16 protein-coding genes and 1 riboswitch are annotated in these 18,734 nt (G+C 74.1%); of the genes, 3 read left to right on the forward strand and 13 right to left on the reverse strand.

Annotated elements, in window-relative coordinates; all coding sequences use genetic code 11:
* Positions 1–81 precede the first annotated feature (81 nt).
* Positions 82–2,256, forward strand: coding sequence for a hypothetical protein (locus EKH77_RS03470; RefSeq protein WP_164737730.1), 2,175 nt, complete (start codon positions 82–84; stop codon positions 2,254–2,256).
* A 31-nt stretch (positions 2,257–2,287) separates the two neighbouring features.
* On the opposite strand, the gene EKH77_RS03475 is transcribed toward EKH77_RS03470, so the two are convergent.
* From EKH77_RS03475 to EKH77_RS03490, 4 genes are all read right to left on the reverse strand, one after another.
* On the reverse strand, positions 2,288–5,164 hold the full coding sequence (locus tag EKH77_RS03475) for a M48 family metalloprotease (RefSeq protein ID WP_126912963.1): 2,877 nt from the start codon (positions 5,162–5,164) through the stop codon (positions 2,288–2,290).
* Between the two features lie 6 nt (positions 5,165–5,170).
* Complete coding sequence (locus EKH77_RS03480) at positions 5,171–5,638, reverse strand: hypothetical protein (protein ID WP_240667202.1); 468 nt, start codon at positions 5,636–5,638, stop codon at positions 5,171–5,173.
* A gap of 150 nt (positions 5,639–5,788) precedes the next feature.
* The gene (locus EKH77_RS03485; RefSeq protein ID WP_126912965.1) at positions 5,789–6,814 is read right to left on the reverse strand and encodes a PD40 domain-containing protein; all 1,026 of its coding nucleotides are present in this window, start codon (positions 6,812–6,814) and stop codon (positions 5,789–5,791) included.
* 63 nt (positions 6,815–6,877) lie between these two features.
* On the reverse strand, positions 6,878–7,408 hold the full coding sequence (locus EKH77_RS03490; RefSeq protein WP_126912966.1) for a hypothetical protein: 531 nt from the start codon (positions 7,406–7,408) through the stop codon (positions 6,878–6,880).
* Between the two features lie 237 nt (positions 7,409–7,645).
* Between EKH77_RS03490 and EKH77_RS03495 the strand changes: the two genes are divergently transcribed.
* Complete coding sequence (locus tag EKH77_RS03495; protein ID WP_126912967.1) at positions 7,646–8,068, forward strand: YchJ family protein; 423 nt, start codon at positions 7,646–7,648, stop codon at positions 8,066–8,068.
* A gap of 150 nt (positions 8,069–8,218) precedes the next feature.
* A complete protein-coding gene (locus EKH77_RS03500) occupies positions 8,219–8,674 on the forward strand; it encodes a hypothetical protein (protein WP_126912968.1) in 456 nt (151 codons plus the stop codon).
* Positions 8,675–8,729: 55 nt separating this feature from the next.
* Here the strand turns inward: EKH77_RS03500 and EKH77_RS03505 are convergent, their stop codons facing one another.
* From EKH77_RS03505 to pelF, 9 genes are all read right to left on the reverse strand, one after another.
* Positions 8,730–10,286, reverse strand: a complete 1,557-nt coding sequence (locus EKH77_RS03505; RefSeq protein WP_126912969.1) for a carboxylesterase/lipase family protein — start codon at positions 10,284–10,286, stop codon at positions 8,730–8,732.
* 91 nt (positions 10,287–10,377) lie between these two features.
* Positions 10,378–10,851 (reverse strand): C40 family peptidase, encoded by a 474-nt coding sequence (locus EKH77_RS03510; RefSeq protein WP_126912970.1) that lies wholly within the window; start codon positions 10,849–10,851, stop codon positions 10,378–10,380.
* 4 nt (positions 10,852–10,855) lie between these two features.
* A riboswitch (cyclic di-AMP (ydaO/yuaA leader) is annotated at positions 10,856–11,008 on the reverse strand.
* Between the two features lie 246 nt (positions 11,009–11,254).
* Positions 11,255–12,211, reverse strand: coding sequence for an endo alpha-1,4 polygalactosaminidase (locus tag EKH77_RS03515; protein ID WP_240667203.1), 957 nt, complete (start codon positions 12,209–12,211; stop codon positions 11,255–11,257).
* 59 nt (positions 12,212–12,270) lie between these two features.
* Positions 12,271–12,978 carry a spherulation-specific family 4 protein gene (locus tag EKH77_RS03520; protein ID WP_126912972.1) on the reverse strand — a complete coding sequence of 236 codons (708 nt, stop codon included), beginning with the start codon at positions 12,976–12,978 and terminating at the stop codon, positions 12,271–12,273.
* Positions 12,975–13,919 (reverse strand): NAD-dependent epimerase/dehydratase family protein, encoded by a 945-nt coding sequence (locus EKH77_RS03525; protein WP_126912973.1) that lies wholly within the window; start codon positions 13,917–13,919, stop codon positions 12,975–12,977. Before EKH77_RS03525 ends, EKH77_RS03520 begins: the two co-directional genes overlap by 4 nt.
* Positions 13,920–13,928: 9 nt before the next feature.
* Positions 13,929–14,642: a sugar phosphate nucleotidyltransferase gene (locus tag EKH77_RS03530; protein WP_126912974.1), complete on the reverse strand. Its 714-nt coding sequence runs from the start codon at positions 14,640–14,642 to the stop codon at positions 13,929–13,931.
* Positions 14,643–14,718: 76 nt separating this feature from the next.
* Complete coding sequence (locus EKH77_RS03535) at positions 14,719–15,720, reverse strand: SDR family NAD(P)-dependent oxidoreductase (protein ID WP_126912975.1); 1,002 nt, start codon at positions 15,718–15,720, stop codon at positions 14,719–14,721.
* 35 nt (positions 15,721–15,755) lie between these two features.
* Positions 15,756–17,204 (reverse strand): hypothetical protein, encoded by a 1,449-nt coding sequence (locus tag EKH77_RS03540; protein WP_206279807.1) that lies wholly within the window; start codon positions 17,202–17,204, stop codon positions 15,756–15,758.
* Positions 17,201–18,718, reverse strand: a complete 1,518-nt coding sequence (gene pelF / locus EKH77_RS03545; protein ID WP_126912976.1) for a GT4 family glycosyltransferase PelF — start codon at positions 18,716–18,718, stop codon at positions 17,201–17,203. Before pelF ends, EKH77_RS03540 begins: the two co-directional genes overlap by 4 nt.
* Positions 18,719–18,734 lie beyond the last annotated feature (16 nt).

The raw sequence follows: 18,734 nt of genomic DNA on the forward strand, positions 1-18,734 counted from the left end.
CCGCCGGATTCCCAGCACAATCGCTGATTCGCGCGACTGCCGCGACAGCGGCGACGGACGTCACCTCAGGAGGACGAAGTCATGGACGTGCCCCGGAGAATGAGCCGAAGAGGGCTGTTACGGGCGGGGCTGGGGGTGGGGGGCGCCGCCGTGGTGGGGCAGCACCCGGCGCTCGCCGGCCCCGCCTCGGCCGCCTCACCCGCCGCACCCGCCTCGCTGCCGCTGGACCGGGCGGCGTGGGCCGCGCCCGCCGTACGGGCGGGGGCCTTCCCCGAGTGGAGCCGGTTCGCCCGGCTGGCCGACGGGACGTTCGACGAGGACGCCGACCCGGTCCGGGACATGAAACCGGTGATCGACGCCCTCAAGGCGCAGAACGTCAGCGTGATCGAGCTCGACACCATCCTGTCCAACTGGCTGACGGACCAGGAGTTCACCCAGCACGTCGGCAAGGTGAGGGACTTCGTCGGCCTCGCCCACGCGGCGGGCCTCCGCGTGGTCATGTACTACCCGTCGATGGAACTCATCAGCGTCGGCGGCGAGAAGGGCCGCTCCTTCTACAAGAACGACCGGGGCAAGGACTGGGTCCAGCGCTCCCTCGACGGCAAACCCAACGTCTTCTACGGCAGCCTGGTCGTCTGGGTGGACCCGGGCGACGAGAGCTGCTGGCTCAGCCCCAACTCCCCCTGGCGCGACTACTACCTGGGCCGGATCAAGGCCCTCGCCGGCACCGGCCTCGACGCCATCTGGCCCGACGTCCCCATCTACTTCGACGGCGCGCTGAGCTGGTGCGACGGCTCCTCCTGGGCCGCGACCGCCTTCAAGGCAGACACCGGCCTCGCCCTGCCCCCCAAGGCCGACTTCACCAGCCTCACCTTCCGCCGCTACGTCGAATGGCGCCACCGCAACCTCCACCAGTGGCAGCTCGACATCGCGGCCGCCGGCCGGGCCGTCAACCCCGACCTCGTCACGTTCGTCGAGACCGTCAGCATGGACTACCAGTACGCCACGCTGGTCGGCCTCGACGGCGCGTACCTGCGCACGGCGGAGGGCGTCAGCCAGATGTGGGAGGTGGACATCCTCGCCAACTACGACGGGATGCGCCACGCCACCGCCACCGACTGGACCTGCCTGATCTCCATGTACAAGTACGCGCGGGCCGCCAGCGGCACCAAGCCGGCCTGGGCGTTCTCCTACGGCTGGAAGGCCGACGACGCGTCCCTGGTGATGGCCGAGCTGCTGGCCGCGGGCTGCAACCCGTACGAGGTCAAGAGCCCGTTCAAGAACGAGACCACCGACAAGGCCATGCGCACCCGCATGTACGCCTTCGTGGCGGCCAACCAGGAGAAGCTCTACACCACCACGACCGCCGCCGAGGTCGGCGTCTACCACTCCTCCGCCTCACGGGACTTCGTCAGCCCCTCGCCGGGCACCGGCATGTACGCCAACGTCAAGAAGCCGGCCGGGGTCAAGGAGTGGTGGAGCTCGGGCAGCGCGGAGGAGAGCTGCGCCCGGCAGGCGTGGCTCGGGGAGTTCCGCGGCACGGTCAAGGCGCTGGTGTACGCGCACGTCCCGTTCGTCACCGTCACCAGCCCGGGGCTGACCGCCGCCGATCTGGCCGGGCTGAAGGTCGTGCTGCTGCCCAACCTCCAGGCGGTCTCGGACGCGGAGGCGGCGGTGCTGCGGGGGTACGTCGCGGGCGGCGGCACCGTCGTGATCACCGGCCCGGCGCCGACGGCGCTGGACGAGCTGGGCACGGCCCGGAGCGAGTACGCGCTCGCCGACGTCCTCGGCTTCCGCAAGGGCGACGCCCTGCCGGACAGCAAGCAGAACCGGTTCGGCGCGGGGACGTGCAGGTACGTCAAGTCCCTGCCGGGGCACGCGTACCTGGACACGGCCGACAAGGCGGCGGGTGAGCTGCTGCTCGCCCCGGTACGGGCCGCCGCGCCGCCTTCGGTGACGCTGAGCGGCGACGACCGGATCCATCTGGAGATGGGGCGGCTGGGCGGTGACGTGGTGGTCCAGCTGGTCAACTTCACGGGGTTCGGCGACGTGCCGGCCACGTTCAGGACGACGCCCGCCGCGTGCACGGTCGCGCTGACGGTGCCGGCCGGGAAGAAGGTGCTGGGGGCGACCGTCAGCTCGCCTGACGCGGCATCGCCCGCTCCGCGTGCGGTGCCCTTCACGGCGGACGGCGCAACGGTGAGCGTTCCGCTGACAGTCGCCCAGTACTCGCTGCTCACCGTCACTCTGGGCTGACGCCGGGGACGAAGGCGGTGGCGCGGGGCGTCTACCGGATGTCGCCCTCCTCCGCCACCGCCTTCGTCCGTGCGAGCACCGCGTCGCCCAGGCGGGCCGCCCCGACGAGCTCGCTCATCGACCGCTCCAGGAGCCGGCCGTTCGACTGCTCCACCGCCTGACCGCACGTCCGGCCCGTCTTCTCCACCTGTGCGACGAACTCCTTCCAGAGCTCCGCGGCCCGCGGCTCCGGCACCCGGAAGAACGCGCCGGCGTCCCGCGCGACCCTCCCGAAGTCCTCGCAGAAGGGGCGGACACGGGATTCGGACACCTCGCCCCGCCCGGCCGCGAGAAGGCCCGAGAAGCCCTTCGCGCCGGTCATGAAGCGCTTGATCAGCTCTTCCCCGCCGTACATGTGCCAGGCGAGCACCTGGATCTCCCGGGTCCGGGCGGATACGGGCGGCCCTGCGAGGCCGGCTGCCGCATCCGCACGGCCCTCAGTGATCGCCGGCTCGTGGCCGCGCGCCCTGTCGTCGAGGCCCTGGCCGTTCCCCGCCCGGAACACTCCCGCCGCCACGGTGGCGCCCACCGCCACGGCGCACAGCAGGCCCACCGCGACGACGCGGTGGACGGGCCGCACGGGCCGTCGTGGGGCCCGTCTTGGGGCGACGGCGCCGCGCGACGCGGGCCGCCGTCGTACGGCCCCGACCGCCGACACGGCCGCGGCCGCGACGACGGCGACGACCGCGCCCAGCAACAGAGCGGGACCCAGCAGCAGCTGGTAGAGCGGCCAGGGCACCTCGGGGCGCCAATCACAGGTCCGGGCGAGCGTGCCGAGCGGCGGGACGCATCCGTCGAAGGAGGCGAGCACGAACGTCGCGGCGCAGCCCGCCGCCACAGCCGCCTCGCCCGCGACGAGCGCGACGAGCAGCCGGTAGCGCCCGGCCGACGCGCTCGCGGCGACGGCGGCCACCGCCGCCCCCGTCCCGAGGGCCACCAGGATCCATCCACAGTAGGCCACCACATCGAGGATCGTCAGGCCCTCGGGGGCCCGCCGGGCGTGGAGGAAGGCCATCGCGCCCGCGAGGGCGGCACAGGCCGCCACCCCGCCGAGCAGCACGGCCAGGAGCACCCGCCGCAACGGCGGCACGCCCTCCCCGTCCGTCTCCACGGCGCCGCCGCCGGTGGCGTCCCGCATCCAGCCGGGCGGGGCGGTGGCCGGGCCGATCGCCCAGGCGAGCAACGGCACGACCCACAACGTCGCGACCGCGGGGAGGACGAGGGGCTGACCGGCCACCCCCTGCGTCTCCAGCAGCACCTTGGCGGGCAGGGACCGGTACGGCTCGGCGATGGACTCCAGACCCGACGACTGCAGGAAGCCCCCTGTGTCGAAGGGCCCTCCGGCGGCGTACAACGTGCCGGTCCGCTGCCACCACTCGAACCACGCCGACAGCACCAGGCACATGGCCGCCAGCCCCAGCAGCATCGGCGGGCGGATCGTCCGGCCGGGCCACGCCCGGATCCACAGGTGCGCGCACTGGGTGGCCCACCACGCGAACGCCCCTCCCGCGAGCACCACCAGCGCGAGGACCCAGGGCCGTGGGGGCAGCCAGGTGAACGACGTCACGTCGTCCACGACCAGTTCGCCCACGGCCATCCCCGCCCCCAGCCACAGCCCCGCGCGCGCCCCGGACGGCACCCGGCGCGAGGTGAGCACGGCGTGGGCCACCCCCCGCCACAGCGAGACGCCGAGCACTCCGACGACCAGCGCGGCCGAGGCCAGTACCCACGCGTGGCCCGCCCACCCGGCGTTCGCGGCGTGCGCCTCCTGGCGCGCCTGCGAGGTGATCACCGTGGCGGCGGCCCCGGTCAGGAAGAGCGGCAGGGCCCGCACGCCGAACAGTACGACGGGGTCGTCGAGGGACCGCCGGCGGAGGTCCCACCTCGGGTGGGTGCGCCACAGCTCCGCGAGGGCCCCGGCGGCCCGCCGCCACCCGGTCGACGGCGGGTCCGGTGTCGTGACCGCCCAGCCACCGCGATCCGCGCCCCAGCGCACCGCCGCGAGGTCGGCGTAGATCTCCCGGCTGCGCAACACGTCCGCACGGGCGAGATAGACCAGCACGACGAGAAAGCCCAGCAGCCCGAAGCTCCTCACCACGGACGGGACCTGGACGTCCTGGAACTGCGGTGCGATGGAGACGGCGCTCCTGACGAGGACCACCACCGCGGGCACGAGCACCACGGCGACGAACGCCCACCACACGGCGAGGGTGACGTAGGTGAGCGTCACGTCCCGGTTGCGGATGTGGGCGAGTTCGTGGAGGAGCACCGCCCGGAAGCCCTCCGGATCGGTGTGCCTGCGGGCGAGCAGGCCCCCGTGGAGGCGCACCGTCGGACGGCGGTCGCTGCCCAGCACCACCGCGCCGGTCGAGGCCGCCGCCGGATCGACGACGACGCGCGGCACCCGGCTCAGCCCGGCCACCGTCGCCAGCTCCTCCACCAGCCGCAGGATCGTGCCGTCGGGGTCGACGGCCGCCAGCGGGACGACCCTGCCGCGCCGCGTCCTCCAGGCGGGGACGCCCCGGAACAGCGCCCAGGCCACGACCACGAGCAGCACCGGCCAGGAAAGGGTCACCCACCAGGCCAGCGGCGGCTCGTAACGGTCGAGGCAGGCCTGAAAGGCCGGGGCCTGGAGTTTCGCGGCCACCAAGTCGCGCGCGACGTCGCCGTCGAACGGATCGCCCCCGGCGGCGAAAAGACAGCCGTAGTGGTCGAAGCCGGTCCGGAGGGCGAACCGGCGGGTGATGCCTCCCATCACATTCCAGCAGCTCACCAGCAACAGGACCATCAGGAGCACGAAGCGCACCGTCGTGCCCGCGCCCATCACCCGTTCGTCGACCCGTATCCGGGGAGGCGTCGTGGTCGTCATGCGGCGCTAGCCCCGCTCCGGCGCGGGGGACTCCGGTGTCCCGTCCCCCGCCTCCGCCAGCGCCAGCCGGGCCACCACCGCGTCGGCGATCGTCTCCGCCCGGCGCGCCGTCAGACCCCGCGCCAGGGCCGTCTCCACCACGCGCCGGCGGATCTCGGCCAGCTGCTCCGGGCTCAGGGCGGGGAGGACGACGGGCGCGGACGGCCGGCGGAGGACCCTGCGCAGCACGGACCTCGACCTGGTGGCCGCGGCGTCCACGACGGCGTCCGCCATCCGGCGCCCCGCCTCGTCCAGGACGAGCCAGACCACGGGCGCGGCCATCGCCACGACCTCGCCCAGCCCGAACCCCAGCGGCTCGCGCCGCCCGCCCGTGCGGCCCAGCCGCCGGACGACCGTGGCGTCGTCGAACCGGGCCAGCGCCGCCACCAGGGGCAGCTCCTCCGGCGCGACCTCGGCCACGACCTCGTGGACCACGTCGCGCACCGTACGTCCGCCGGCTGAAGTCGCTCCAGAGCCCATCGCGCCCTCCTGTGACGTGAGTTCCGCAAGGGCACGGTACTGCGGAGTGTTTCCCTCCACCCCGGATTACGAGAATCCGTTCGACTCCGGCGTCCCGTCCCGCTCTCAGGTCCGGGGAGCCGGGATCCGCCACAGGGAGCTCGGGCGGTCCTCGCCGCCCTCGTGGGACTCGAAGGCTATCCAGCGGCCGTCCGGGGACCAGCTGGGGGCGCCGTCGTAGGTGTCGGGGTTCCTGGTCACGCGGACCGGGGCCCCGGAGCCGTCGGCGGGGATGACGAAGATCTGCGGCAGTTCCAGGCCGCCCGCCGTGGAGGAGAACACCACCGACCGCCCGTCCGGCGACCAGCTGGGGTCGGTGTGCTCCCCCGCGTCCCGGGTGAGGCGGCGCCGGCCCGAGCCGTCCGCGTTCATGACGTACAGCGCCCAGTCGTCGCCGTCCTCCTCGCGCCGCTGGAAGACCAGCCGGTCGCCCCTGGGGGACCAGTTGGGCTGGCGGTTGTCGGTCCGGGTGGCGGGGCCGTCCACGAGCTTGGTGGCGCGGCTGCCGTCGCGCCGGACCTTCCACAGGGAGCCGAGCTCGGCGCCGTCGCCGGAGCCCTCGCGCTCGACGCTCTCCTGGAAGACGATCCACGCGCCGTCCGGGGAGAAGCTGGGCTCCAGATAACCGGAGGGGCCCTCGTGCTCGGTCACCCGGGTGGGCCGTCCGCCGGGTCTGAGCACCCAGACCTCGTCCCGGCCGCCGCCGGCCCGGTCGGAGGCGAAGGCCACCTCGCCGGACGGGTTCCAGCTCGAACCCGGCAGGTTCACGGCCGCCTTGTCCCGCTCGTCGAGCAGGGTGCGGGGCGTGGCCCCGGGCGTGCCGCCGTCGCCGACGGCCAGGGGCAGGACGCGCAGGGCGGCGGCGCCCTCGTTGTAGCCGTCCTCGAAGACGGTGAAGAGGAGCGAGCGTCCGTCCGGGGAGAACGCCGGGTTCTGGGCGCTGGCCCGGCGGCCGCAGTGGAAGAGCGGTTCGGCCTGGTCGGCGCGCCGGGAGCGGGAGGGATCCGGGTCCGGCTCCTCCGAGCCCTCGCCGCCGCAGGCGGTCGTCAGGGAGGCGGTCAGGATCGCTGCGACGAACAGACGTCTGCGCACCGGGCCGACCGTAGCGGAGCCGGGCGCCGTCGAACAGGGGTGTGCCGGGAGGAGCGGAGGTGGCTACGGTCCCGGGAGGGGCGCGGGGTTCGCCAGGAGCTTGGGCACGGAGGTGAGGAGGGCCCGGAGGTCCGCGGTCACCTTGCCGTTGAGGGCCGTGACCTTGCCGACGTCCTTGGCGTCGACGGCCGCCAGCAGGTCGTTCACGTCCTTGACCAGGGTGTCCAACTGTGTTTTGACGTCCGAGAGCGGGTCGACCGCCAGGCCGTCGGCGCCGGGGCGGGCCGGGGTCTTGGCCTTGACCGCCCGGACGTCGGCGAGCAGCCGCTCGGCTGATTCCCGCAGCCGCGTTCTCAGATCCCGCAGGTGCTCCACGTCGGGGTTCCAGGAGTCGGCCTCCTTGGTGATCCGGGAGCCGAGGTGGAGGGTCTCGCCCAGGCTGCCGATGGAGTCCGCCGGCTCGGTCGCCGCGGCGGCGGGCCGCGCCGCGCGGCCGGCGGCGAGCGCGGGTCCGGTGACGCCCAGGACGACCGAGCCGGCGACCGAACCGCAGACGAGGGTCGTGGCTATGGCGGTGAGCTTGGTGCCGCGCATACGGATGACTCCCTTCCGAAAGCCCGAACACCTGTCGGGACCCGACCACCGTCCGCCGCGCCGGATGGGCGCGCAACCGGTCGCACCCGGTGACCGGCACCGGGCGCCGGGCCCGCACACCCCGATGAGCTGGGAATTCACCCGAAAGAACAGCGAGGGCGACGCCATCCGGCCCTGCCGCCGAAAGGGTTCGCCCCCGTGGCCGGGGGCGCTCCTCCGGGCAGGCAGAATCGGGGGGTGTCCAGAAGAAGCTCACGTTCCCCGAAGCCGCCCGTCGTCACCGCCGGCTCCCCGTGCCCCTGCGGGCTCGACGCGACGTACGGCGACTGCTGCGGCGCCTTCCACGCCGGCCGCGCCACCGCCCCCACCCCCGAACGCCTGATGCGCTCGCGCTACAGCGCCTTCGTCGTCCTCGACCCCCACTACCTGCTGCGCACCTGGCACTCCACCACGCGCCCGGCCGACCTCGACCTCGACCCCGGCATCCGCTGGACCGGCCTCGACATCCTGGCCACGACCGGCGGCAGCACCTTCCACAACGACGGCACGGTCGAGTTCCGCGCCCACTACGAGACCCACGGCGAGACCGGCTCCCAGCACGAACTCAGCCGCTTCGTACGGGAGGACGGCCACTGGGTGTACCTGGACGCGGTGGAGTAAGGCGCGTCCCCTCGTCCGGCCTCGGCGAGCGTGTACACACGCCGGGGTGAGTCTGAGGGATACACCGGCCACTTGGCGTGAGCGTGCCAGTACTGTCTGCGTCCGGAGTACCGGACCTGTGAAACGCTCACAAGAACAGGCGGAACAAGTATGAGGACAGCCTTCCGTGCCTGCGCGATCGTCGCGGCGAATCTGCTGGCGGTCGCCCTGGCCACGACGGCAGGGCAGGCCACGGCCGCCCCCTCGCATGCCGCGCACCATGCGCAGGGGTGCCGCGGCGACGGCACATCGTTCACCGACAGGCTCATCCCCGGCCACTGTCTCCAGAACGGCGGCTACCGCCTGGAGATGCAGTACGACGGCAACCTCGTGCTCTACTCCGGCTCCCGCGCCTGCTGGGCGAGCGGTACCGACGGGACGCACGATGTCTACGCGAAGTTCTCCGGGGACTGGAAGCCCGACTCCCCCTACATGACGCTGGAGTCGCCCGTCGGAGAGTTGCGGAAGTACCGCGGGAAGTACACCGGGCTGCACAAGTCCGGGAACGTCAGCCTCAACAACAAGGGCGAGGTCTGGATCGCCTACGGCAAGATGGCGGGCTGCTGACCCGGCGCCCGGGTGCGCTCGCGGCGCCCCCGGGCCGTCGTTGCCCCGCCGGCGGTCAGGCCGGCAGGTCGTAGGGACGGACCGTTCGCCCCTCCCAGACCTTTCGGGACGGCTCCTCCGGGTACGGGGCCGTGCTCGGCTCCGTGTCGAGGAGGCGGGTGAGGCGGCCGTCGGCGGCCTGGTGGGCGGGCCAGCCCGGGTCGCCGTGGGTGGCGAAGGCCGTCCACGAGCGGCGGATCTCCTCCCCGACGGCCAGGAGGTCCTCGGGGACGGGCCCCTCGCCGAGCAGCAGCCGGGCCTGCGGGGCGTCGTAGGTGCCGAACAGCAGTGACACGTCGAGCCCGTGGGCCGCGCCGAGCGCGCCGCCCAGGACGGGCGCGGGGCGGCGCAGCTCGTACAGGTGCGCCGTGCCGCCGCCGGCGGTGTGGGCCTCGGCGAGGTGGAGCGAGGGCATGCGGAACAGGACGTCGCTGTGGACGGTCTCGAAGAGTTCCACGGGGGTGGCGTCCGGGTAGGCGGCGCGGTAGGCGCGGGGGCCGTCGGGGCCGGGGGCGAAGGCGTTCAGCGCCGCCGTGGTGTCCTCGTCGGTGACCTTGTCGCGGCCGCCGCTCATCACGAGGAACGGCCGGAACTCGTCCCGGGTGTGACCGGTCAGCAGGTCGACGCCGCTCGCCCGGCCGTCCGGCAGGGCCGTCCAGGGCGTCTCCGGCACGAGGTCGCCGTCCACCACGACGGAGAACGGGGAGCCGGTCCGGGCCAGCGGTCCCCAGCGGTCGGCCTGGGCGGGCAGGCCGTACATCATCGGGGTGATCGCCTCGGCCAGCCGCCACGGGTCGATCGTGGCGAGTCCGGCCACCGTGGGGGTGGTGCCCAGGCTCCCGGCGAGCTCGGCGGCGAGGGCGGAGGCGAGGGCCGGGGTGGTGTAGAGGCCGGGGACGGACTGGGCTGTCGCACGGCGGAAGAGGCCGGCGGCGCGGGGGACGGCCAGCAGGGTGGCGATCGAGCCGGCGCCGGAGGACTGGCCGGCGACGGTGACGCGCGCGGGATCGCCGCCGAAGCCGGCGATGTTCCCCTGGACCCACTCCAGGGCCGCGATCAGGTCGAGCAGGCCCCGGTTGGCGGGGGCGCCCTCGAGCTGGGCGGACGCCTCGGCGCCCACCCGGTAGTTGACGGTGACCACGACGAGGCCGCCCTGCCGGGCCAGGAGCCCGGCGTCATAGAGCGGGTCGCCCGCGTGGCCGGAGACGTAGCCGCCGCCCAGGATCCACACCAGCACGGGCAGTCCGGAGCCGCCGGGGTCCGGCGACCAGACGTTGAGGGTGAGCCAGTCGTCGCCGGTGGCCGTGCCGGTCGCGGGGATCGGGCCGGACTGCGGGGGCGGCGGGCCGAACTCCGCCGCGTCCCGCACGCCGTCCCAGGCGTGGGCCGGGCGGGGAGCCATGAAGCGCAGCTCGCCCACGGGCGGCTGGGCGTAGGGGATCCCCCGGAAGACGGCGAGGCCGTCCTCGGTGCGGCCCCGTACGGTGCCCCGGTCCGTACGGACCTCCGGACGACTGAGGCCGGTGGAGCCGGTGGGGCCGGTTACGCCCGTGACGCCGGTGACATCGCTCATCGTCGCTCCCTCCCACGCCCGGAAGCGGCACCCCCGTGCGCGAACGCGGATGTCGGACGGCCCGGGATTCCGGACCGCCCGATCAAGGAGCCTAGTTGACGCGTCCGTACCAGACGCTGCCGGTCCAGATCTTCTCCAGGCGGACCGTGGTGCCGGGCTTGGGGGCGTGCCAGATCTTGTTGCTACCCGCGTAGATCCCCACGTGGTAGACGTTGCTGCCCGAGTGGAAGAACACCAGGTCGCCGACCTGGCGGGAGCCGCCGGAGATGTGCCGGGTGCGGTTGTACTGGTCGGCGGCCACGCGCGGCAGGCTCTTGCCGACCTTCTTGAACGAGTACTGGGTCAGGCCCGAGCAGTCGAACCGGTTCGGGCCGGCGGCGCCGTACTGGTAGGGGGAGCCCGCCTTGGCGGCGGCGACCCTCAGGGCCTGCTCGCCGGGGGTGGCCGCGGACGCCTGGGAGGCGAGGCCGGGGACGAGCACCGATGCCGCCAGCGTGGCGGCGGTGACGGCCGAGGCGGTGCCGGCGCGGGATATGAGCGCGGGAATGCGAGGCATAGCAGACATGCCGAAGCCCTTCGACATCCGCCTACGAAAGATGACCTGTCGGGTTCGGGCTGCGAAGTTGCCCGGCCGGATTTCCCGGCTTCACCCCAAGGACCACCGACTTCGTGATCCGTACCGCTTGGGTCTCCCGCTCCTGCCGATTCATCAATTCGATGCCGCACCCGGGGCGGCGGCAGGACTCGGCGTCCGCCCGGGTGGCCCGCCAGGGTGACGGGATCTTGTGTTCGGTGAGAGATCCTGCACCATGAATCATTAAAATCCGGCACCCGGGCGGTCATCTGTGAACTTCTTCACTTCGGGAGCAGACCCGGAACCGCACGCCGCGCGCCCCCGCCGAACTGGCCCTAAACCCCTGTGACCGCGGGTACTTGCAGCATGGAACGAGTAATTCCGGGAGCGCCGCTCAGCAGGGCCGGCGCCAGGCGTCCAGCTCCAGCTTCTTCTGCATCGAGCTCAGCCCGAGCCGCCGCGCCGTGGCACAGAACTCCCCCGGCTGCAGTTCGTATTCGACATGAAAGACCGCTTTGTCCTGCTTCACAAAGGGGCTGAGCTTCTCGCACTCGTCGTACTGCGCGCACTGCTCGTTCACCGCGAAGTCGAAGACGTTCACCAGCTGCGGGATCTGGTCCAGGTCGTTCTTCAGCCCGATGGCCATGCCCCGCTCATGAGCGAGATCCGCCAGCATCCGGTTGAAGGCGAGCTGGTGATCGGCCGTCAGCGGAAAGCCGGTGGTATTGCGGAATCCCTCGGTCAGATCCGGTTCGACGGCGTCGAACCCCTTCTGCCGGCACATGTCCATCCGGGCCGCCATGAGCGGTCGCAGGGTGTCGAGGCGGCGGATGTCGAACCATTTCTCGCCCTTCCACCCCTTGTTCTTGTTGCCGAGCAGGGTCTTGGGGAATTTTCCCTGGTCGGGCCGGAAGTCCTCCCAGGCGCCGGCATTGATGTAACAGATCACCTTCCGGCCGCGGGAATGCAATTGGGCCACGGTTTCGGCCGAATTCTCGAAGCCGTCGATGTCGTAGACGGGGGCGTCCACCGAGGTGTCGGCCTTTCCGTCCAGCTGCCACTGCCAGTTGGTACCCGGCTTCGGCTGCCAACGGGCCCCGGCCGACCCCGGCGCCGACCCCGTGGCCGAACTTCCCGGCGAGGCGGAGGCGTCAGGAGTGCCGGAGGCCTCCGGCTTGCCCGAGGCCTGAGGGGAACGCGGGGCACCCGAGGCGCGGGGGGCCGCCGTGGCGCCGCCGTCGTCCCCGTCCGGCCCGTCGTCGTCGGCGGGCGACGAGGAGCAGCCCGCCAGGACCAGCAGCAGCGCGGCGCACAGCCCCGCCCGGACGCGCCAAGCGCTCGTGCCACGCACAGCGCCCGCGCCGCGCCGAGCGCTCCTGCCGCGCCAAGAACCCATCCCACTCCGCGCGTTCATATCGCGCCCCCCGCCGCGAGCCCGGCGGCCGCCCGGGGCACCGAGCGCCAGGGGTTGGCCCCCGTGCCCGGCACCGCGCAGTGCACGGCGGCGCCGCGCCGGGCGGCGAGCCGCGCCACGCCCGCCGTGCGCTCCTCGGGCACGCCGTGCACGAGGTGACAGAACCGCTCCGGTGGATGGCCGGTCGTCCACTCCGGGACCCGGGCGCGCCGGTAGTCCTCCCACGTGCCCTCGAAGGTGACCAGGAGGTCGGCGAGCGAGGCGTACCCGGGCTCGGGGTGGGTGCCGGGGTTGAGGACGGCCGTACGCGCGCCCAGCACCCGGGCGGCCAGCACCACGCGGCGGTAGCGGGGCAGCGCGGTGTCCTGCGCCGGGACCTGGTCGAGGAAGACGCCGTCCACGTCGTACCACCGGCGGTGGCGGCGGATGTCGGCGACCACGGCGCCGGTGCGGCGGTGGCCGTAGCCGGTGTCGACGTAGCCCAGCAGCCGGACGCCGGCGGCGCGCAGCCGTCCGGCCGCCGTGTGGAAGGCGGGGTCGGGGCGGGCGCCGGGGCCGTCGGCGACGTTGAGGACGACCCCGTAGAGCCGGGGGGCGGCGTCGAGCAGCGCCGCCCACTCCTCGGGGTGGGTGGCGGGGTGGACGTAGAGCGGGACGAGCAGCCGCCCGTCGTCCCGGTGGGCGGCGGGCGCGGTGGTGGTCATGGCACGGGCTCCGTGGCGGGCGCGGTGGCGGCCCACAGGTCGGTGAGCGATTCGGTGAAGGAGTGCCGGGGCACCCAGTCCAGGGTGCGGCCGGCGGCGGTGATGTCGGCCTGCTGCCAGGGGACGGCGGCCGAGCGCGGCGAGCCGTCGCCGTCCTCGGCGACGCGGTCGCCGACCGGGCCGGTGAACCCGGCCGCGCGCAGCAGCCCTTCGGCCACGTCGCGGACCGGGCGGGCGGTGCCGCTGCCGATGTTGAGGACGGCGGGCAGGGGGCGGGGGGCGGTGACGGCGAGGGCGACGGCCTCGGCGACGTCGCGCGGGTCGACGAAGTCGCGGTGGGCGGAGAGGTCCCCGGTGCGGACGCGGTCGTCGGGTCCCGCCCGGCGCAGTTCGGCGGCGAGGCGGCCGGGGAGGGAGGCGGCGGGGGCACCGGGGCCGACGGGGTTGAACACCCGCAGGACGACGGCGTCCAGGCCGGAGCCGGTGACGGCGAGGGTGCCGGCCAGCTTGCTCGCGCCGTAGAGGCCGAGCGGGCGGGCCGGGGCGCCCTCGCCGACGGGCAGCCGGGCCTCGGCGGGCCCGTACTCGGCCGCCGAGCCCAGGTGGACCAGCCGGGCGTCCGGGGCGGCGGCGCTCAGGGCCTCGCAGAGCACGGCGGGGCCGCGGGCGTTGACGGCGGTGAGGGTCACGGCGCTGCCGCCGACCGCCCCCGCGCAGTTGACGACGACGTCGGGGGCGGCCTCGCGCAGCAGGGCCGCGAGCCGGCCGGGGTCGGCGGCCGCCAGGTCGACGGGCGGCAGCTCGGCGGGCGCCGGGCCGGAGGGCGGCCCGGCGGCGGGGGCGCGGCCGGCGACCCGCACGTGCGCGCCCGGGAGGGCGCGCAGGCGCGAGGCGGTGTGCCGGCCCAGGAAGCCGGTGGCGCCCAGGACGAGGATGCGCATCGGGGCCGGTCACGCTCCCTTGATCAGCAGGTCACGGCGGACGGCGAACTCGGCGTTGGCCCGGTCGTAGTCGTCGGGGCGGCCGATGTCGAGCCAGTAGCCGTCGAATTCGTAGGCGTTGGGCGGGGTGCCGTCCGCCAGCAGGTCGAGGACGAGCTCGTCGAAGCCGAGCGGCAGTCCGGGAGTGTAGCGGTCGAGGGCGGTGCGGGAGACTCCGTAGACGCCCATGGAGACGCGGTAGTCCATGCTGGGCTTCTCGGCGAAGCCGACGACCCGGCCCGCCTCGGTGGTCAGGACGCCGAAGTCGATGCTGACCCGGCGGGGGTAGGTGGCGATGGTCAGGGGCGCCCCGGAGACGGTGTGGTCGCGCAGGACGTCGCCGAAGTCGAGGTCGGTGAGGACGTCCCCGTTCATCACCAGGAAGCGCTCGGGGAGCCGGTCGGTCATGGTGAGGAGCGGGCCCATGGTGCCCAGGGGGCTCTCCTCGGTGGTGTAGTCGACGTCGAGGCCCCACTGGGAGCCGTCGCCGACGTAGGCGCGGATGATGTGGCCGAGGTGGCCGATGGCGAGGGTGCAGCTGGTGAACCCGGCGCCGGCCAGCTGGCGCATGACGATCTCGAGGATGGCGTGCTGGTCGCCGATGGGCACCAGGGGCTTGGGCAGTGCGGTCGTGTACGGGCGGAGCCGGACGCCCTTGCCTCCGGCGAGAATCACTGCGTGCATGTGGGTGCCGTTCCTCTCTTGTGCCGCGTGAGTGGTACCGCGTGGGTGGACGGAACGCAGTCGACGGGACGGAACGTCAGACGTTGTAGATGCCGGTCTTGTAGCGGCCGAGGTTGGCGGGGTCGCGGAAGAAGGCGATGGTGTCGGCGAGGCCCTGCTCCAGGGTGTGGGCGGGGGCCCAGCCGGTGGCGGCGCGCAGCCGGGAGGAGTCGCAGACCAGCCGCATCACCTCGGAGTTGGCGGGCCGGACGCGCTCGGCCTCCTCGGTCACCTCGAGGTCGGTGTCCATGAGCTTGCCGATGAGGGTCACCAGGTCGCCGATGGAGATCTCCTCGCCCGTGCCGGAGTTGAAGGTGCGGCCGAGGACGGCGGCGGCGGGCGCGGTGCCCACGGCGCGGAAGGCGGCCACGGTGTCCTTGACGTAGCTGAAGTCGCGGGTGGGCCGCAGGTCGCCGAGGGTGATGGCGCGCTGTCCGGCGGCGACCTGGCCGATGACGGTGGGGATGACGGCCCGCATGGACTGGCGGGGGCCGAAGGTGTTGAAGGGGCGCAGGGTGACGACGGGCAGGCCGAAGCTGGCGTGGTAGCTGTCGGCGAGCCGGTCCCCGCCGGCCTTGGAGGCGGCGTAGGGGGACTGGGTGTTGATGGGGTGGTCCTCGGTGATGGGCACGGTCCGCGCGGTGCCGTAGGTCTCGCTGGTGGAGGTGTGGACCAGGCGCGGGATCCCCTGGTGGCGGACGGCCTCCAGGACGTTGAGGGTGCCGGTGACGTTCGTCTCGACGTAGCTGTGCGGGGCCCGGTAGGAGTACGGGATCGCGATGAGGGCGGCCAGGTGGTAGACGGTCTCGGCGCCGGCCACCAGGCCCTGGACGGAGCCGGGGTCGCGGACGTCGCCGAGGACGACCTCGACGTGCTCCATGACCTCCTCGGGCAGGTCCTCCAGCCAGCCGAAGGACGAGAAGGAGTTGTACTGGACCATCGCGCGGACCCGGTGGCCGTCGGCGACGAGGGCCTCCACGAGGTGCGATCCGATGAATCCTTCGGCACCGGTGACGGCGACGAGTGCGCTTACGGACACGAGGGTTCTCCTCTTCAAGGCTTCTTCACGGTGGCTCAGCGGTGGGTGGTGATCCGGCCGAGCAGGGCGGTGGCCACGGCGAGCAGTGCCGCCGCCGCACCGGAACAGATGACGAGCTGGTCGGTGACCGGGGACGCCGCGCCCAGCAGGAGCGCGCCGGCCTCGGCCGCGGCGGCGCCCAGGCAGAGCAGGGCCGGGGCCCAGGCGGTGCCGTATGCCTGCAGCAGCAGGCCCGTCCACAGCACCGCGCCGAGCGCCAGCAGGGCGGTCAGCCGGCCGGGGGCGGGTGGCGCCCCGCCGGGCCACAGCGCCCCGACGGCCAGGACGAGCGCGGTCAGGGCCGCCAGGTATCCGGCGGCGCACAGGGCGAGGACGCGCGCGGCGCGCCACAGCAGCCCGGTGGTGGTCGTGGCGGCGGCGAGCGCCGCCAGCGAGCGGCCCCGGCAGCGGTAGAGCAGCCATTCGGCGGGGCCCATGCTGAGGGTGAGGGCGATGACGGCCGGGCCGCCGGCGCCGCCGCCGCGCTGGGCGAGGGCGTCGCCGAGGGCGGCGAAGGTCGTCAGCAGCCCGCAGCCCAGGCCGAAGAGGCCGTAGGGCAGGGACGCGGCGGGCGAGGGCACCGGCCCGGAGGGCGGTTTCTCGCCGCGCCGGGCGCGCAGCGTCTCGTACCCGGCGGCGAAGAGCGCGCCGCCGACCGTGGCCACCAGCAGCCCGGTGCCCAGCAGGGCCGGGGGCCGGGCGGCGACGAGCACCGCTCCCCCGGTGGCGGTGGGCAGCAGGGCGAGCAGCAGGAGCCGTTCGCGGCCGAGGACGAGCAGGGCGGTGGCGGCGGCCAGGTAGAGGGCCTGGCCGGCCGCGAAGACGAGCACGCCGGCCGGGGCGCGCAGGGCGAGCGCGGCGACGGTGGCGAGGAGGGCGCCCAGGGGGGCGCCCACGCTCAGGGAGTGGCCCGCCGCGGCCCGGCCGCCGGCGGCGAGCCGGAGGTAGGCGCGGTGGGCCAGGCCCTGGTTCCAGGCCCAGGCGGTGAGCGCGGAGGCCACCAGCGCCCAGGTGCCGGCGGGCATCCCGAAGCGGTCCCGGGCGCCGGCGAGCAGGGGTGAGCCGAGCGCGTAGCCGAAGCCGGGCAGGGTGAAGACCACCGAGCGCAGCAGGGGCTGCCACGGCCCGGCCCGCCAGGGGTCGGGGCGCGGGGCGGGTTCGGGGTGGCCGCGCGGCACCCGGGCGAAGAGCTCGGCGGCGAGCTCGAAGGCGTCGGCGCGGCCGTAGCGTTCGGCGATCTGTTCGCCGGTGAGGCCGTCGGCCTCCAGGACGGCGGCGATCTCGTCGGGGTGGACGGCGGCCGCGCAGACGTCGGCCAGTTCCTCGGCGAGTTCGTCGAGGGGGTCGGCGGCCCACCGGGGCCGGGAGCGGGTCCCGGTGGGCGCGGCGGCGAGCTCGTGGGAGGGCTCGGGCTCGCCGGGTACGAGGCGCAGGAGTCCGCTCATCCCGCACCGCCGGCGGCCAGGGCCATGACGGGGGCGGGCCGGTCGGCGATGACGTCCACGGGGACGGGGCGCCGCAGGCCGGAGAGGTCGTGGTAGATGTCGCGGAATCCGTCGATGGTCTGCCGGAGGGTGAACTGCTCGATGACGCGCAGCCGTGCCGACTCCCCCATCTTGGCGCGCAGTTCCGGTTCGCGGAGCAGTCGCAGCGCGGCCTTGGCCATGGCCTCGGGGTCGCGCGGCGGGACGACCAGCCCGCTGTCGCCGACCGCCTCGCGGACGCCGCCGACGTCGGTGGAGACGGTGGCGCGCCCGCAGGACATGGCCTCGATGAGGGTGAAGGGGAAGCCTTCGCTGATGCTGGAGAGCATCACGATGTTCCCGGCGGCGTAGGCGTCGCGGATGTCGTCGACGCGTCCTTCGAAGGTGACCGCGTCGGCCACCCCGAGTTCGGCGGCGAGGCCCTCGCAGGCGGTGCGGTAGCCCTCGCCGCCGCGCGGGGTGCCGCCGAAGAGGCGCAGCCGCGCGTCGGGTATCTCCTTCTGTACGAGGGCGAAGGCGCGGATGAGGGTTTCCAGGCCCTTGATGGGGTCGACCCGGCCGGCCCAGCTGAGGGTGGGCCGGTCCGGCTCGGGGCCGGCGGGCGGGAAGGCGGCGGGGTCGACGCCGTTGTAGACGGTGCGGATGCGCTCGGGCGGGGTGCCGCCGTGCTCCTCCCAGCGGCGGTTGTAGCGGTTGCCGGGGGTGACGAGCGCGGCGTTGCGGTAGCCCTCCTCGGCGAGCAGCCGGAACAGGCCGAGCATCACGGCCTTGACGGGCCAGCGGTACGGCTCGGCGCGGAAGCTGAGGTAGCGCTCGCGGAGGTAGATGCCGTGCTCGGTGAGGAGGAAGGGGGTGCCGTGGCGGTGGTGGGCGATGAGTCCGGGGAGGGTGGCCAGGCCCCCGCTGACCGCGTGGGTGATCCCCTCGGCGGGGGCCGGTGCGGCGAGCGGGCGCAGGGCGTGCTCCAGCAGGTCGGTGGCGGCCAGCGCGTCGTGGAGCGTGGGACGGGCTGCGGCCGTGGCGAGGTGCGGCCGGTTCCACAGCCGGGCCAGCAGCCGGGCGGCCGCCTCGCCGCGCAGGGCGGCGAAGAGCGTGCCGTCGGCGGCGTGGTCGGCCAGCCGGTAGAAGGCGGGCGCGAAGAGCGCTTCGCGCGCGGGGTCGAGGAGGGACAGCAGGAACTGTTCGTAGGTGGCGAGGAATCGGCGCAGGCGCGGGCCGCGCGGGGCGCGCCCGGCCGGTGGCGGTCCCCACAGGGGGAAGGTGTCCACGGCCTTGACGTGGCCGGGCAGTTCCCAGGCGAGCGCCTCGCGGCCGGTGCCGGTGACGGCGATGACGTGGAAGTCGACGTCGGGCATGCCCTGGACGAGCTGGTCGCACCAGACGCTGACCCCGCCGTGGCTATGGGGGTAGGTGCCCTCGGTGAGCAGGGTCACCGAGGGAGTGGCGGACGCCGGTTCGGCTGACGGTCCGTGCATGAAAGTCGGTTCTCTC

The organism is Streptomyces luteoverticillatus, from assembly GCF_003970715.1.
In the GTDB taxonomy this organism is placed as follows: Bacteria; Actinomycetota; Actinomycetes; order Streptomycetales; family Streptomycetaceae; genus Streptomyces; species Streptomyces abikoensis.